Raw genomic sequence first — 17,183 nt, 5'->3', positions numbered from 1 at the left:
ACACTCGTAGGGGAGGAAAACAAACGGAAAGCCTCCCCTACGCTTTGTTTCTACTCACCCTCCCCCCCAAAAAAAATTAAAGAAACTCCTCATGAACAAATTTTTCAAATCCCTATTCATCATTCCTCTTGTAGCCTCGGCCTTACCGATAGCGGCAGCCGATACGACAGCCGACAGCTACATCACGTCGGATCCTTTCGAAACAATGGTCCGTCTGGGACGCATCAGCGAAAACAGCCCCATCTACCAAATGCCGGCAGGCTCGGCCAATGGCGGATACATCACCTCGGCTACCACCTCGGGCAATGCCATTATCTATCCGCTGGGATATGTCAAATCGAGTGCCCCAAGCAGCTACTTTACAATCGTATCGAAAGAGACTTCGCTGCTGATTGCCGGCGAAAGTTTCGAACTCAATGCCACGATGTCGGTCGACCCGTCGAGCTACGTAATCACGGCTTATACCGACTGGGACCGCAACGGTATATATGAAAAAGAGTCGCAAACGGCACAAGTAAACGCCTCGACCCGCAGTTTCGTGCAACCCATCACCATCCCCGAGACGGCTGCATTGGGTAAGACCCGCGTGCGGATAAGAGTCGAATCGTCCACCCCCTCGTCGGCCGATGCCTCGATTTCGGGACGCATATACGACTTCGTAGTCTATGTGATGGAGGCTTCGGACCGTACCGACTGCTTCATCAGCGTAACCTCGAACAACAACGAATTGGGAACGGCTCTTATCGAAACAGCACCAAACGAAGCCGGCCGCTACGAAATCGGCAGCCAGGTTACCGTCAAGGCCGTTATCAACGAAGAGTCTGAAACCGTGATTGACTTCAAAGGCTGGCAAGAAGGCGGCGAAATCGTGAGCGAAGAGGCAGTCTACACCTTTACCGTGAGCAAGAGTACGAGCCTCATCGCCGTATTCGAAGCGGCTGTTCCCCAACTGGCTACCCCCGAGGTGAGCACGGCCGAGAATCCCATTTGGTATCAGATTATGAATGCCCACACCTCCGAAACCCGCAAAGAGCGTTATATTGCATACGACACCAACATCGGAGGCGACTATACCACCGAATTGCGCGTAGAGAAGCCGGCCAACCAAACCGACAAGTTCCTGTGGCGGCTCGAAGACGCCGGCAACAATCAGGTGTATATTGTAAACCGTGGCACCGACCTGCGCATATCGGGATCGAAAGTGCTCGAGACTGTAAACTTCACGGCTTCGGCTACCGGCAACCGGTTTGAAATCGCCCCCAGCGGAAACGCCAACGGCAGCTATTCGATCAAATACGAAGGCGACAACTCCTACCTGCTCAATGCCAAGGACGGCGTGTGGAGCGTAGTGCTGTACAATGCCGGTATCGGTACCGGGTCGGGCTGGTATTTCTACAAGGTGTCAATCAAAACACCCACCGCTATCGACGATGAAACCCAAAGCGTAGCTCCTCGGGCCCGGCTCTACGACGGACACCTCACGGTAACCGGTCTCGACGGCCGCAACCGGGTGAGAGTCATCAGCCTCTCGGGACAGTTGCTGGGCGACTATCTGGCAACCGATACCACCTTCGAAGGCGACCTGCGATACTCCGAGCGATTCATCATCGTAGTCATCGAATCGGAAACAGGAAAGACCACCTCACTCAAACTTCTCGACAGCAAACTCTAAATATCAAACATACCAACATGAATACCAGTAAATTTATATATCCGGCCAGCGGCCTGCTCCTCACCTCAGGCATGTGCTTTGCCCAAGAAAGAGATGCCGTAGCCACGACCGAACGTCCGAACGTCATCTACCTGCTCTGCGACGACATGGGATACAGCGACATCGAGGCCTATGGCCAGCAAATGATTTCGACTCCCAACCTCAACCGGCTCGTCAACCAGGGTATGACCTTCACCCAATTCTACGCCAGCACCGCCGTGAGTGCCCCCTCGCGAGCCTCGTTGATGACCGGCCAACACACAGGCCACACCAAAATCCGTGGCAATAAAGAGATTCAGCCCGAAGGGCAGGAACCGCTCGACCCGAACGTAGAGACCTTGGGCAACTTGTTCCAAAAAAACGGGTATGTAACCGGCTGCTTCGGCAAATGGGGCATGGGCTATCCCGGCTCTGGTGGCGAAGCCAACGACATGGGCTTCGACGTGTTCTACGGCTACAACTGCCAGCGCAAGGCCCACTCCTACTACCCCGAATATCTGTGGAACAACAAGACCAAGGAGTATCAAAACGGGCGCTACTCGCAGGATGCCATCCACGAGCATGCCATGAAGTTCATCGAAGACAACAAGGATAAAGCCTTCTTCGGCTACTTCACCTATACCATCCCGCATGCCGAGCTGCGCCAGCCGCAAGACAGCATTGTGGACATGTATAAAGGCAAATTCCAGGAGCCCAAACCCTGGTATAGCGACGGAGACTACGGAACGGCGACCGACCCGCGCACCCAGTTCGCTGCCATGATTACCCGCCTCGATACCTATGTAGGCCAAATCATCGACAAACTCGAAGAGCTGGGTATCGCCGAGAAGACCCTCTTCATCTTCACCAGCGACAACGGCCCTCACAACGAAGGCGGTGCCGACCCCACATTCTTCAACACCGAAGAGCGGCTAAGAGGATTGAAACGCGCCTTGTACGAGGGCGGTATGCGTGTACCCTACATCGCTTATTGGCCCGGAACCATTCAACCCGGTTCGATTACCGACCTGATGGCTGCCGGCTGGGATATGATGCCAACCTTCGTCGAACTGTTGGGCGAAAGTCCCAACTGGCGCGACGAGGCCATGGACGGCTTGTCGATACTCCCTACCCTCACCGGTAAAGGCGAGCAACAACAGCATGAGTTCCTCTATTGGGAATTTCACGAAGAGAACGGACGCCAGGCCGTGAGAGCCGGTGAATGGAAACTGATACGCCAGAATATCAAGAACGGCAATCCTACCCACGAGCTCTACAACATCGACGAAGATCCCCACGAAGACAATAACCTGGCCAACACCTACCCCGACAAGGTAGAGGAACTGAAGGTCATCATGGACCGTGAACACACGCCGTCCACGATATTCAACTTCGGACGCTAAAGGTACACAACACACCTCTTCAATTTGATAAAAACAGATAGCGGCCTCGAGTTCATTCTCGAGACCGCTATTCTGTTTTTGCCCCTCACACGGGGCTATCTCTCTCAAACCGGCAATCAGTCGATGTTGGCATTGAGCTTGTGCCACTCGGCGATGGGCGGGATAATACCCATTTCAATCACTTCGTCGCGCAGTTCGCACAAGTGTTTGTAACTGTTCTCCAGTTCCTTCTCCTCCTCGGGCGTACCGTAAACGGGGTTGTAGTGAACGCCGTTGCGGTCGATAATCGTCTCCATGGCCATGAGGATGTGGTTGAACTTCCCTTCCGAGAGGTACACACCGGCCGGCCAGGTAAAGGGATTTCCACCCATGGCGGCGGCAATCATCTCGATCGAGAGGTAAGCCGGGCTCTGGAACGACGAGCGACCACGCAGGTCGATAATGTGTTTACCGCCTTGTACTACCTGATGGCGAATCTTCTCCCAATCTTCGGCAGGCAACTTGTCGGTACCGATCAGGTCGGTGAGCGGCGTACCCTTCACCTTGGTCGTCGAGGCAAAGACAGCCATCTGCTCGCCATGACCGCCATAGGTACGGCAATTCTCGATTTCGTCGGCAACGGCATGGAAATATTTGGCCAGTTCGCTTTGCAGACGGGTGCTGTCGAGAGCGGCAAGCGTCGATACCTGCGAAGGTTTCAGACCCGAATAGAGCAGAACGATGAGGCCCGTAATATCGGCCGGGTTGAAGATAACGACAACATGTTTCACATCGGGGCAATAGGCACGCAGGTTTTTACCAAATTCGGCAGCAATCTCGGCATTACCCTTGAGCAAGTCTTCACGAGTCATACCGGCTTTACGGGCAGCACCACCCGACGATACCACGTAAGCAGCACCCGTAAGAGCCTCTTTCACATCGCTCGTATAGGTCAGGTTCACCCCTTTGAAAGCACAGTGACGCAACTCCTCGGCTACCCCTTCGAGAGCCGGAGCATACGGGTCGTACAAACATACATTGGGAGTCAAGTGCATCATCAAGGCCGTTTGAGCCATGTTCGAACCGATCATGCCGGCTGCGCCGACGATCGTCAATTTCTCGTTTGTCAAAAATTCCATAATCGTTTTTATTTTAAGTTCTGTATTTCGTATTTGAACTACATGACGAATATAGGTAAAGAGCCGTGCAGAAGCAAAAGAAAACCGAAGTTTTCCAGTTTGACTATGCCAAGTGTATCCTTTATTCGTGTAACAAAGATAACAAGTAAAACCCGATTTTGATTATCATTCTTTTTTACTTTCCATAACAAAAGGTTATTGCTTGCCGCATGCCCAAACCGCCGAAACGATAATCTTCTCATATAAAAACGATTAGCCAGAATCTCACAGAATGCCGATGACAAGGGACTTTGGTCCTAAATTGACAAAAGCCTTGCCAGAGAGCTTCACCGAACCGAAACAGAAATTTCAAATCTTTTACACACCCCCGTAAATTCATGGATTTTTTTTACTCGGTTTTCCAAATAATCTGTACTTTTGTACAAAATTTAGGATATGGGGAAAGAAACATCAGAAAGGATTCAGACCTCTCTGCTCAATGCAGCAGAGAAAAAAGCATTAGTTTGGTTGGCTCAACGTCAGCCCTCGTGGGTTACGTCGGACTTCCTCACCTATACGGGTCTGCTGGGTGCAGTCATCTGCGCAGTCGGTTTTATACTGGCACATATCGATAAGAATTACTTGTGGCTTTCGTCACTGGGTCTGTTCATCAACTGGTACGGCGACAGCCTCGACGGCACGCTGGCACGTGTGCGCAATACGCAACGCCCGGTCTACGGATTCTTTATCGACCACTCGCTCGATGCCATCACCATCTGCATCATGTGTATCGGTGCCGGTTTGTCGCCGATGTTCCGCCTCGATGTAGCCATGCTGGTACTGGCCGGTTATCTGGTGCTCTCGATTTATACCTATATCTCGACCATCGTCAAAGGCAAATTCCTGCTTACCTACGGTAAACTGGGCCCCACCGAATTGCGACTGGTTATCATCTTGATTAACACCATATTCATATATACTTCGCTCGAAGATATCAAATGGACTATCGGCGGCCAGACACTGGGCTTGTTCGATGTAGCCGGCCTCTTCATCGCCTGCTTCCTCTTCATCGCCTGGCTCGTGCAATTCGTAACCGACCGCCGCGCCCTGTCGCAGCAAGACCCGTTGAAACCCTTCCAGAAATAAGTAACGAAGCGAAAAGGTCGTGAAAGCCGGAATATTGAAACTACGCATCTATCTGCAATTCGTGGTCAGCCGCCTGTTTGGTACAGGGGTCGACACCTTCGTGCTATGGATATGCGACCACTTCATATTCACCAGCTATTTCGGCAAATACATACTCTCACCCACCATCAGCTTCGAATTTGCCGTACTGAGCAACTTCATGTGCTCCTACTTCTGGATTTGGAAAAGTCGTCTGGGACATCGCTCCACACGCGATTTCTGCCTCAGATTCCTGGTATTCAATCTTTCGTCGGGTGCAGGATTCCTGATCAAGATGGTATTCCTTCTCATCTTCCAGAAGATATTCGAGTGGAATGTAGTCTACTGTAATCTCGCCGCCCTGCTCATCTCGGGTGTATTCAACTACCTGGTGGCCGACATGTTGGTATTCAAGTCGAGCAAACAGGTAAAAGTGGGCAGCGTGGGCGGTGGCAGCGACGAGTGTGACTCGCTGGGCGCATAACCGCCACTCTACGCCTCTTATCAAACACAACACCCCACACGTAACGGCAACCGGCACACCTATCAATGGCCGCTGCATGCGCTATACATACGCCTCACGAAAAAGCACATTACCCCACTACTTCTATTCCCGATTGAACATATCGCCCGAATGCGATGCCAAACCCCTTGTACAGGCAATACCAGCCTGCCACCCGGGGGCTTTGAAGATTGGGCCATAAAAAAAGGGAGCAAACGAAATGCTTGCTCCCTTGAGGTGATTGAGTTGGGATTCGAACCCAAGACCCACAGCTTAGAAGGCTGTTGCTCTATCCAGCTGAGCTACTCAACCGACCTTTCATAGAAAAGTGCTGCAAAGTTAGGGATATTTCGCGATATTCCAAATATAAGAATCTACTTTTTTTAGCTACACCCCCAAGCCCGTGCATCAGAAGGGATACCCCACCGTGAAGTGAAAGGCCGAGTCGCGCTTGAAATTCTGCGAAGCAATGGCCCAATGCTCCTGTCCAGCAGCCGGGTTATAGGCTTTCATACCCAAGTCGAACCGCAAGAGGAAGTAGCTGAAGTCGAGACGAATGCCCAGACCATAGGCCAACGCAATCTCTTTATAGAACGAGTCGAGCCGGAACTGCCCGCCGGGCTGCGCCTCGTAGTTGCGAATGGTCCAGATGTTGCCGGCATCGATAAAGGCGCCTAACTCGACTTTCCAGAAAAGTTTGGCCCGATACTCGAGATTCATGTCGAGCCGGATGTCGCCGCACTGGTTGATAAACTCCGACACCAGGTTGTTGCCATTATAGCTACCGGGACCCAACGTACGCACCGACCACCCCCGCACACTGTTGGCACCACCCGAGTAGTAGCGTTTCTCAAAAGGCAGAATATCGGAGTTGCCGTACGGAATACCGATACCGCCCCCCACGTGAAAAGCCACCGAGTTGCGGTCATCGATCAGGTGGGTAAAGCTGTAATCGAAATCGAACTTGGCATACTGCGAATAGCGGATGCCGAATATCTTGTAACCGTCGGTCGGCTGCGACTTCGAGGTGAGCCGCGAAAAGGCGTTGAGCACGTTGCCGGCCACCTCCCCGGCAGCCCGCAGCGTATAGACGTTGGTGCGACGCTGCACGGGATTGGAGGGGTTCAGGTTCGAACAATAGAAGGTATACCCCATGCGCATGATGAAGTGATCCTCGTAACTATACCGCAACAGCGGGTTGTCGGGGGCGATGGTCTCGAGGAAGTCGTCGGTCTTGTGGGGCAGATAGACGTAGTTTATATCCAGCAGGTCGTAGTTGTGGCGGAAGAATCCGCGATTGGTCGTCCACTTGTATTTCCAGGCCGTGCCCCAGATGACACGGGTATACTCGGGCCGCTGCTGGAAGTTGAAGTTCACGCTGTACTCGGTGCTGGCCTTCATGCGCCGACGGAAATCGGTGCGCAGAAAGGGAAAGAGAAACTTCGGGTAGGTGATGCCCACCTCGCCCCCCAGCTCGGTGTAGCGGTCGTTGATGAGTCCGCTCAAGTCGCCCGAGAGACTCTCGTAGGCCCCGCGCACCTTGGTCGAAAAGGTCTCGGAACCCTTGAAGATGTTGCGGTGCTCGTAGGTGGCCCCCACGGCAAACCCCAGGTCTCCCTCCGAATTGGTACCCTCGACCTCGAGCGAAACCGACTGAGGCTTGTCCTCGCTGAGCAGAATATAGCAGTCGAGCTCGTTACGCCCCTCGACACTTCGACCGGCCGATTCGAAACGGATATTGACATACTTGACAATGTGCAACCGGCCGAAAGCGGTATAGGTGTTGTCGACATCGCGGCTGCTGAAGAGGAGCCCCGGCCGGATAAAGCAGTTTTCGACCAGTGTCTCGCGACGTATATAGGGGTGATCGCCCTCGATGAAATAGTAGTTTTTGTACTCCCCGGCGTTGGAGACATCGATAGCATCGGTAGCCGTAGGGTCGTAGGAGAGCACGAAATAGATTTTGCGCATGTAGTAGCGCTCGTAAGGTCGATAACCCGACGTGTTGACCATCGAATCGGGCCGTATGTTCAGCGTCAGGTTCACCGCCTTGGAGTGGTCGGCGGTATCGGCCGTATAGGTGATGAGCTCCTTGTTGAAGGCATAGAAACCGTCGCGCCGCAAGATGTCGGAGATGCGCTGCCGCTCCTCGTCGAGCACGTTCCGGTCGAAGTTGTCGCCCTTCTTCAAGAGCGAATGGTTCGAGAACCGCCGCTCGATCAGCCGCGACAGAGTATCGTTGGCAATGTGATAATCGACATTGGCTATATAGTGCGGCGTATTGGCCGACACGCGATAGACCACATCCATGCGCTTGCCTCGCGAAGTGGTATCGGCCTCGACCCGGGCAGACATATAGCCCTTGTTGAACATCGCCTTCTCCATCTGCAGGCGCGAGTTCTCCATCAGCATCGGGTCGTAGATGACGGGCGGGGTTCCGGCATTTCTCACCCAGCGGTTGAACCACTTGGTCGAGTCGTTGCCCGAGAGGTTGTAGAGCCCCAGCGTGAAACGAAACAGGCCGAACATCCGGTGGTTGGGCTCCTGTCGCAGATACGACTTCAGATCCGAGGGTTTCACCTCCTTCGCATCGGTCTCTATCTTCACATGGTCGAGCAGATAGCTGCCGTCGGGGACATGACGGGTAGGACTGCACGCCACCAACACCCCACAGGCGATGGCTACTCCACAGGCTGTTATGAAACGTCGCATTCTCAAGGTTCCCCGAATTATATGGATTTTATACCTATCTCGTTATCGTAATAAGGCACTGCAAATATACACTTTATTTTTTCAAATCCCCTCTATTTGCCGGCGAGATGCACAACCGAGGGCTACACTCCGGTTGAGGAGTTTTGGCAAAGACACATTATTATATATCTTCTTGTTGCAAAAACAAGCAAAACAAAAGCAAAATTAAATTTCAACCACAAATTTTCTTTCAAAACTTTTGCTTATTTCACGAAAGAGTTTTACATTTGCAATACCATTTAATCACACAGCATGATGATTATGATACTACATGTCATTTCTCTATCGATTATTATTAGCGAACTTATTGTCGTGAGTCGGTAAGGTGGAAAGGCGTATGTAGTTACTTCAATTCATAGTTATAAACAATCAAGAGTAATTGTAAAACCTTTCCACCTGCGCGGAAAGGTTTTTCTTTTTTTTGTAAACAGTAGATACGATGAAACATCAGTTACGAAGCACAACCAGTACGGCCGGCAGGCGAATGGCCGGAGCCCGGGCCCTGTGGCGGGCCAACGGTATGAAGGCCGAGCAGATGGGACGCCCCATCATTGCCATAGTCAACTCGTTCACCCAGTTTGTCCCGGGGCATGTACACCTGCACGAAATCGGACAGACGGTCAAAAAGGAGATTGAGAAACTGGGGTGCTTTGCCGCCGAATTCAACACCATCGCCATCGACGACGGTATAGCCATGGGACACGACGGCATGCTCTATTCGCTCCCCTCGCGCGACCTCATCGCCGACAGCGTGGAGTACATGGTCAACGCACACAAGGCCGACGCCATGGTGTGCATCAGCAACTGCGACAAGATAACGCCGGGCATGCTCATGGCTGCCATGCGGCTGAATATCCCCACCCTCTTCGTATCGGGCGGTCCCATGGAGGCCGGACACCTCGACGGACGGGGCCTCGACCTGATCGACGCCATGGTCGAATCGGCCGACGAGAGCATCGACGACGAGCAGGTGCGCCGCGTGGAACATGCGGCTTGCCCCACCTGCGGCTCCTGCTCGGGCATGTTTACCGCCAACTCCATGAACTGCCTCAACGAAGCCATCGGGCTAGCCCTTCCGGGCAACGGCACCATCGTGGCCACGCACCGCAACCGCGAACGGCTCTTCGTCGAAGCGGCCCGACAGATTGTCGAAAACTGCCAGGCCTACTACCGCGACGGCGACGAGAGCGTGCTGCCCCGCTCGATAGCTACCCGCGCGGCCTTCCTCAACGCCATGACGCTCGACATCGCCATGGGCGGCTCGACCAACACCGTGCTGCACCTGCTGGCCATCGCCCGCGAGGCGGGTGTCGACTTCACGATAAGCGACATCGACCGGCTGTCGCGCAAGTCGCCGGTACTCTGCAAGGTGGCCCCCAACTCACACTACCACATACAGGATGTGAACCGGGCCGGCGGTATCCTCTCGATTCTGGCTATCCTGGCCGACGAGGGACTCATCGATACCTCGGTGCACCGGGTCGACCGCCACACGCTGGCCGAGGCCATCGAAGCCTATGCCATACGTGGCGGCGTATGTCCGACCAAGGCCAAACAGGTGTGGCACAGCGCACCGGGCAACCGCTTCAACCTGGTACTGGGCTCGCAAGAGAACTACTACAACAACCTCGATACCGACCGCAGCACGGGTTGTATTCGTGACTTCGAGCACGCCTATGTCAAAGACGGCGGCCTGGCCGTGCTCTTCGGCAACATCGCCCGGGACGGCTGCATCGTCAAGACGGCCGGTGTCGACGAAAAGATATTCCACTTCAAGGGCCGGGCCAAAGTATTCGAGTCGCAGGAAGAGGCTTGCGAAGGGATACTCGGCGGTCGGGTCGAAAGCGGCGACGTGGTGGTGATTACCTACGAAGGCCCCAAGGGTGGCCCCGGCATGCAGGAGATGCTCTACCCCACCTCCTACATCAAGTCGAAACACCTGGGCAGAGCCTGCGCCCTCATTACCGACGGACGCTTCTCGGGCGGCACCTCGGGACTGTCGATCGGCCACATTTCGCCCGAGGCTGCGGCGGGAGGCAATATTGGTCTCGTACGCGACGGCGACCTCATCGAGATAGACATCCCCAACCGAAGCATCGAGCTGCTGGTCGACGATGCCGAACTGGAACGGCGGCGCGCCGAAGAGCTGGCGCGAGGCCAGGCGGCCTTCACCCCCCGGCAACGGCAACGCACCGTATCGAAAGCCCTGCAGGCCTATGCGGCCCTGGTCAGCTCGGCCGACAAAGGTGCCGTTCGACTCATCTAATCCCCCCTCTAAAATCTACGAAACGATTATGGCAACAGAAAAAATACGCGGAGCAGAAGCACTCATCAGAGCCTTGATTGCAGAACAGACAGAATATATTTTCGGGTATCCGGGCGGAGCCATCATGCCGGTATTCGACGTACTTTACGACTATCGCGACCAGATAAACCACATACTCGTGCGCCACGAGCAGGGCGCCACCCACGCCGCCCAGGGCTACGCCCGGGTATCGGGCAAGACGGGTGTCGTGCTGGTCACCTCGGGACCGGCGGCGACCAACATCATCACCGGCCTGTCGGATGCCATGATGGACAGCACGCCGCTCATCGTCATCACGGGGCAGGTAGGTTCGTCGCTGCTGGGCTCCGACGCCTTCCAGGAGACCGACGTGGTGGGCATCACCCAGCCGGTCACCAAATGGAGCTACCAGATACGCCGCAGCGACGAGATTGCCTGGGCCGTGGCCCGCGCCTTCTACATTGCCGGCAACGGACGCCCCGGCCCGGTAGTGCTCGACTTCGCCAAAGATGCCCAGACGGGATTGACCGACTTCGACTACCAGCCCTGCCAGTTCATCCGCAGCTACAACCCCTACCCGGCCATCAAGCCGGCCGAAATCGATGAAGCCGCCCGCCTCATCAACCAGGCCCGCAAACCCCTTATCCTGGCCGGACAGGGCGTGATTATCGCCCAGGCCGAAGCCGAACTGGCCGCTCTGGCCGAAAAGGCCGACATTCCCGTGGGCTGCACCCTGCTGGGCCTCTCGGCCATCCCCACCGACCACCCGCTCTACAAGGGCATGCTGGGCATGCACGGCAGCGTGGCCGCCAATATCAAGACCAACGAATGCGACCTGCTCATCGCCATAGGCATGCGCTTCGACGACCGGGTAACGGGCGACGTGAACCAGTATGCCCGACAGGCCCGTATCATCCACATCGACATAGACCCCTCGGAGTTCAACAAAAACGTGAAGTGCGACGTGTCGGTACTGGGCGACGCCCGGGCCGTGCTGCAGGCCCTGCTCCCGAAGGTGGAACCGGCCCGACACACCGAGTGGCTCGAGTCGTTTGTCCCCTGCGAAGAGGCGGAGCGCGTCAAGGTCATCGAGCCCGAGATACACCCGCAAAAGCCGCTCATGAACATGGGCGAGGTGGCCCGCAAGGTATCGGAGGCGACCGGCAACGAGAGCATTCTGGTAACCGACGTGGGCCAGAATCAGATGCTGTCGGCCCGCTACTACCGGTTCAAGCACCCGCGCAGCCTCGTCACCTCGGGCGGTCTGGGCACGATGGGATTCGGTCTGCCGGCAGCCATCGGCGCCAAGATAGGCAACCCCGACCGCACCGTCTGCTTCTTTACCGGCGACGGGGGCATACAGATGACCATCCAGGAACTGGGCACCATCATGCAATACGGCATCGATGTGAAAATCATCATCCTCAACAACAACTTTCTGGGCATGGTGCGGCAGTGGCAGGCCCTCTTCTTCGACCACCGCTACTCCGAGACCCCCATGCTCAACCCCGACTTTACAATGATAGCCGCAGCCTACGGCATAGACGGCGAACGGGTAGCCACCCGCGAGGAGCTCGACGATGCCATCGAACGGATGCTCTCTCACCGCGGCTCCTACCTGCTCGACGTACAAATAGACCCCGACGGTATGGTATTCCCCATGACTCCCGCCGGAGCCTGTGTAACCCACATCATGCTCAACGCTACCGAAAAATATGAATAACGATATGACAGACAAAACATTATATACCGTAACCGTCTACTCCGAGAATCAGGTGGGTCTGCTCAACCAAATCTCGATTATCTTCACCCGTCGACAGCTCAACATCGAGAGCCTGTCGGTATCGGCCTCGGCCGCCGAGGGAATACACAAGTTCACCATCACCACATACAGCGACCGCGAAACGATGGAGAAACTGGTCAAGCAGATCGAGAAACGCATCGACGTGCTGCGGGCCTTCTTCTACACCGACGACGAAATCGTGTTCCAAGAGGTGGCCCTCTACAAGGTGCCTACCGACAAACTGCTCGACGACAGCCGTATCGAGGAGCTGATACGGAAACACAACGCCCGCATCCTGGAGGTGAACCGTACCTACACGGTCATCGAGAAATCGGGGCATACCGACGAAACCCAAGCCCTCTTCGAGGAGCTGAGCCGCTACGAGGTGATGCAGTTCGTGCGGTCGGGCCGCGTGGCCATCACCAAATCGACGGTCGAGCACGTAAGCCTGTTTTTACAAGAACAACAATATCGCCAGAACCAACTATGAAAGAGAATCAAGCACTTTCGGAATCGCCCGTCCAGCCGGTCTACACCCACAGCTATACGGTAGAACCGGCCGAGGCCAATGCCCAACAGGAGCTGCCCTTGCCCCTGCTGGTGAAGCGGATACTCGAGGTAGCCACGCTGCATGCCGAATCGTGGGGCATCGGGTACAGCGACCTCATCAAACAGCGGCAAGTGTGGGTACTCTCGCGACTGAGTATCGAGATGACCCGCTACCCGCGCATCCACAAGAGCTACACGCTCGAGACTTGGATCGAGGGGTACAACAAGCACTTCTCGTCGCGCAACTTTGCCATCTACGGGGCCGACGGAACCCCCTGCGGCTATGCCCGCACGATATGGGTGGTAATCGACCTGGAGACCCGGGCATCGGTCGACCTCAGCCAGCTCGACTACATCGCCCGCAACATCACCGACCGTCCCTGCCCCATCGACAAGCAGTCGCGAGTGCGCGACGTGCACGACGACCATCCCGCCACGCATCGCGTGGGATACATCGACATCGACCTCAACCGGCACGTCAACAGCGTGAAGTATATCGAGCATCTGCTCGACCTCTTCGACCTCGAGCGCTACGACCGCCAGCAGGTGCACCGCTTCGAAATCAGCTATGCCAACGAGGCCCGTTACGGCACCCCGCTGCAACTGCTCAAAGCCGAGGAGGCGCCCGACAACTTCGCCCTCGAGATACGCAACGACCAGACCGTCTATTGCAAAGGACGAATCATTTTTGAAAACAGATAAATACAAATTCCATAACCTCAAAACGTAAAAGAACATGGCAATCATGAATTTTGGCGGTGTTGACGAGAACGTAGTTACCCGCGAAGAGTTTCCTTTGGAGAAAGCAAGAGAAGTACTCAAGAACGAGACAATCGCCGTTATCGGGTATGGCGTGCAGGGCCCGGGACAGAGCATGAACCTGCGCGACAACGGCTTCAAGGTAATTGTGGGCCAGCGTAAAAATTCCAAGACCTGGGACAAGGCGGTAGCCGACGGCTGGGTACCCGGCGAAACGCTCTTCGAAATCGAAGAGGCTTGCAAACGGGGTACGATTATCGAATACCTGCTCTCCGACGCCGCACAAATCGAGGTGTGGCCGCAGGTGAAAAAACACCTCACGCCGGGCAAGACGCTCTACTTCTCGCACGGCTTTGCCATCACCTACAAAGAGCGTACAGGCATCGTGCCTCCCGCCGATGTCGACGTGGTACTGGTAGCCCCCAAGGGGTCGGGTACGAGTCTGCGCCGCATGTTCCTGCAAGGCCGCGGCCTCAACTCGAGCTACGCCGTATTCCAGGATGCGACCGGGCACGCCAAGGAGAAAGTATTGGCTCTGGGTATCGGGGTCGGCTCGGGCTATCTGTTCGAGACCACCTTCAAACGCGAGGTTTACTCCGACCTCACCGGCGAGCGCGGTACCCTCATGGGGGCCATCCAGGGTATTTTTGCCGCCCAGTACGACACCCTGCGGGCTCACGGTCACAGCCCCTCGGAAGCCTTCAACGAAACCGTCGAGGAGCTTACCCAGTCGCTCATGCCCCTCATCGCCGAGAACGGTATGGACTGGATGTATGCCAACTGCTCGACCACGGCCCAACGGGGAGCCCTCGACTGGTGGAAGCGTTTCCGCGACGCCACCAAACCGGTATTCGAAGAGCTGTATGACGAGGTAGCCAAGGGTAACGAGGCTCAACGCTCGATCGACGCCAACAGCAAGGAGGGATACCGCGAAGGGTTGAACAAGGAGCTGAAGGAGTTGCGCGACAGCGAAATGTGGCAAGCCGGTGTTACCGTGCGCAAACTGCGCCCCGAAAACAACTGATCGAGCCATAGGTTTAGTTTATATAGCGAGAGGCCTCCGTATTCCCGGCTGGGAACGGAGGCCTCTCTCGTTTTTTCCACCATTCGGCATCTTTCCTAGAACGATGTGCACCCGGCCGACCATTTATTCCGTAACATCCTCCATAGCCACATACAAACGTAACTCGACCATCCCCGGGGTGTGTAAGAAGACTTACCCGGCTTTTTAATATTGTATATAAAAATTTTATTATTTTTGAACAAACCAAAAAACCTGCATTCCATGAAAAAGATTCTCATCGCCCTCTCCTGCCTGGCTCTGACCCCGAGCCTGTTGCAGGCCCAGCCGCAACTGGTGGGCCACCGGGGCAGCTATTGGGGCGTGGAAAACACGGCCGAAGCCTTTGTCAACGGAGCCCGGGCCGGATACGACGGCCTGGAGTGTGACATCAAGATTACGGCCGACGGCGAATATGTAATCTCGCACGACGACGATTTGTCTCGCCTGGGCCATTCGGTCTCGATCGAGGGCTCTACCCTCGCCTCGCTTCAGGAGTTGGAGTTGAGCCAGACCCGCGGCGGGGTGGCCTATACCGGCCGACTCTGCACGCTGGCCGAGTATCTCGACATCTGCAACCAGTACGACTGCTTCCCCGTAATCGAACTGAAATGGTGCACCGGCATACACTCCAACGAATCGGGCAACAACGACTTTTCAAAGATACCCGGTCTCATCGGCCTCATCCGGGAAAAGGGTCTTGCCGAGAAGGCGGTGATACTCTCGTCGATGAGAGGATGCCTCGAATACATTCGCAGCAACTACTCCGAGATACAGATACAATTCCTCACCGGCCAATACTGGGCCAACCACTTCGACTGGTGTGTCGAACAGGGATTCGACGTAGACATACAAATAGGCTATTTCGACGAGAAGGCCGTCAAGCAGTTTCACGATGCGGGACTGAAGGTAAACGTGTGGACCGTCAACTCGGAGAGCAACTTCCTCACCTACTACGACTACGGGTGCGACATGATGACGACCGACTACTTCAAGCTATCGGACATCACGGCCGACATCTCGGTGGGTATTTCGTCGCTCTGGTCGAAACGGAAAAGCGAACTCTCCTACCTCACGACCGAAGGACAAAACGCAATGGGTGTTTATGAGGGGAGACTCTACATACCCAACCGCGAGACGGGCCGCTTCGTGGTAGTCGACGGAACCGACGGCTCCCTCATCGCAGAACACGACACCGGACTTTCGGGCCGCAAGATGAGCGGACTGGCCATTACCGACGACGGAGCCATGCTGCTGGGTGGTACCGGTGGCAATTCCGATACACTTTATATCGCACAGTGCGACCGGGAACAGGGAAGCATCGTACAACAGTTTGCCCTGCCCGTACCGGGATTGGGCGAGGCCGACTATCTGGCTGCCACCGGAGCCTTCTATTCGGCCGAAGGGGGCTATCTGGCCACAGCCGGGAACTCGGGAATGGCAGCTATCATACCCTTTGCCAACGGTACGTTTGGCGAGCCTCGCGTCATACCGGGTCACGGCATGACGGCCCCCGCTTCGCAAGCGGTCATCCGCGATGCGAGTTCGTTCTTCATCACCGGACAATACTGCCCCCGCAAACTCTACAACCTCAACGGCGAAGTAATCGGTGAGTTCGGCGAAGAGAGACCGGCCACCGATGCTTCGAGTGCCGTATGCTTCACATTAGGCGGGAAAGAGATTTTCGTCTCGGCCGAGAATAAGGTAGGCATTCTCAAAGTATTCAACATCACCGGCGGACTGGCACAAGCTACTGTTATCGGCAACACCACCCCGGCCATGGGACGTGGAGCCAATGCCAACCTCACCACCCCGCTGTGCGTGGAGTATGTCGACGACTATGCCATCGTCTACTTGCTGGCACCCAACAACGGCATGGCGGCCTACAAGATTTACCGGCGGGGCGCCTCGACCGTAGAGCCGGCAACAGACGACGGAATCCGCATCTTTGCCAGCAACAATCTTATTCAGGTCGAGGGTGTCGCTCCGGGCCAATCCATTGCCGTATATGACCTCAAGGGACGGCTTATCCAAAGCACGGTGGCAGAGAGCGGCTGCACAACAATAACAAACTCCCAACCCGGGCAAACCTATATCGTAGTCACCTCGGGCCAGGCTGTCAAAGTATGTCTGTAAATGAC

At 55.4% G+C, this 17,183-nt stretch carries 12 protein-coding genes and 1 tRNA gene; 10 read left to right on the top strand and 3 right to left on the bottom strand.

Features of this window, described 5'->3' with window-relative positions:
• The first annotated feature begins 91 nt into the window (after positions 1–91).
• Both Q1K76_RS03235 and Q1K76_RS03230 read left to right on the top strand, forming a co-directional pair.
• Complete coding sequence (locus tag Q1K76_RS03235) at positions 92–1,672, top strand: GEVED domain-containing protein (RefSeq protein WP_206422483.1); 1,581 nt, start codon at positions 92–94, stop codon at positions 1,670–1,672.
• 17 nt (positions 1,673–1,689) lie between these two features.
• Complete coding sequence (locus Q1K76_RS03230) at positions 1,690–3,093, top strand: arylsulfatase (RefSeq protein WP_300131006.1); 1,404 nt, start codon at positions 1,690–1,692, stop codon at positions 3,091–3,093.
• 116 nt (positions 3,094–3,209) lie between these two features.
• On the opposite strand, the gene Q1K76_RS03225 is transcribed toward Q1K76_RS03230, so the two are convergent.
• On the bottom strand, positions 3,210–4,211 hold the full coding sequence (locus tag Q1K76_RS03225; RefSeq protein ID WP_087408624.1) for a malate dehydrogenase: 1,002 nt from the start codon (positions 4,209–4,211) through the stop codon (positions 3,210–3,212).
• Between the two features lie 507 nt (positions 4,212–4,718).
• Between Q1K76_RS03225 and Q1K76_RS03220 the strand changes: the two genes are divergently transcribed.
• Together Q1K76_RS03220 and Q1K76_RS03215 are read left to right on the top strand one after the other, a co-directional pair.
• The gene (locus tag Q1K76_RS03220; protein ID WP_298663238.1) at positions 4,719–5,336 is read left to right on the top strand and encodes a CDP-alcohol phosphatidyltransferase family protein; all 618 of its coding nucleotides are present in this window, start codon (positions 4,719–4,721) and stop codon (positions 5,334–5,336) included.
• A gap of 19 nt (positions 5,337–5,355) precedes the next feature.
• Entirely contained in the window at positions 5,356–5,838 is a 483-nt protein-coding gene (locus tag Q1K76_RS03215) for a GtrA family protein (protein WP_241147826.1), read from the top strand.
• Between the two features lie 256 nt (positions 5,839–6,094).
• Here Q1K76_RS03215 and Q1K76_RS03210 read toward each other — a convergent pair.
• Both Q1K76_RS03210 and Q1K76_RS03205 read right to left on the bottom strand, forming a co-directional pair.
• Positions 6,095–6,168 (bottom strand) — tRNA-Arg (locus Q1K76_RS03210).
• A 96-nt stretch (positions 6,169–6,264) separates the two neighbouring features.
• A complete protein-coding gene (locus Q1K76_RS03205; protein ID WP_300131002.1) occupies positions 6,265–8,568 on the bottom strand; it encodes a BamA/TamA family outer membrane protein in 2,304 nt (767 codons plus the stop codon).
• Between the two features lie 478 nt (positions 8,569–9,046).
• Here Q1K76_RS03205 and ilvD point away from each other — a divergent pair, with 478 nt between their 5' ends.
• The 6 genes from ilvD to Q1K76_RS03175 all read left to right on the top strand — a co-directional run bounded on the left by ilvD (position 9,047) and on the right by Q1K76_RS03175 (position 17,178).
• On the top strand, positions 9,047–10,873 hold the full coding sequence (gene ilvD / locus Q1K76_RS03200; protein ID WP_300131000.1) for a dihydroxy-acid dehydratase: 1,827 nt from the start codon (positions 9,047–9,049) through the stop codon (positions 10,871–10,873).
• Positions 10,874–10,901: 28 nt separating this feature from the next.
• Positions 10,902–12,614: a biosynthetic-type acetolactate synthase large subunit gene (gene ilvB / locus Q1K76_RS03195; protein ID WP_087408628.1), complete on the top strand. Its 1,713-nt coding sequence runs from the start codon at positions 10,902–10,904 to the stop codon at positions 12,612–12,614.
• A 4-nt stretch (positions 12,615–12,618) separates the two neighbouring features.
• Positions 12,619–13,164, top strand: a complete 546-nt coding sequence (gene ilvN / locus Q1K76_RS03190) for an acetolactate synthase small subunit (RefSeq protein WP_087408668.1) — start codon at positions 12,619–12,621, stop codon at positions 13,162–13,164.
• Complete coding sequence (locus tag Q1K76_RS03185) at positions 13,161–13,925, top strand: acyl-ACP thioesterase domain-containing protein (protein WP_300130997.1); 765 nt, start codon at positions 13,161–13,163, stop codon at positions 13,923–13,925. The genes ilvN and Q1K76_RS03185 overlap by 4 nt, the downstream gene beginning before the upstream one ends.
• A gap of 34 nt (positions 13,926–13,959) precedes the next feature.
• On the top strand, positions 13,960–15,006 hold the full coding sequence (gene ilvC / locus Q1K76_RS03180; RefSeq protein WP_087408630.1) for a ketol-acid reductoisomerase: 1,047 nt from the start codon (positions 13,960–13,962) through the stop codon (positions 15,004–15,006).
• A gap of 261 nt (positions 15,007–15,267) precedes the next feature.
• A complete protein-coding gene (locus Q1K76_RS03175; protein ID WP_300130994.1) occupies positions 15,268–17,178 on the top strand; it encodes a glycerophosphodiester phosphodiesterase family protein in 1,911 nt (636 codons plus the stop codon).
• Positions 17,179–17,183: the final 5 nt, after the last annotated feature.

Origin of the sequence: uncultured Barnesiella sp. (assembly GCF_946496565.1) — a bacterium.
Classification (GTDB): Bacteria; Bacteroidota; Bacteroidia; order Bacteroidales; family Barnesiellaceae; genus Barnesiella; species Barnesiella merdigallinarum.
This window is presented reverse-complemented; position numbering and strand designations above follow the sequence as displayed.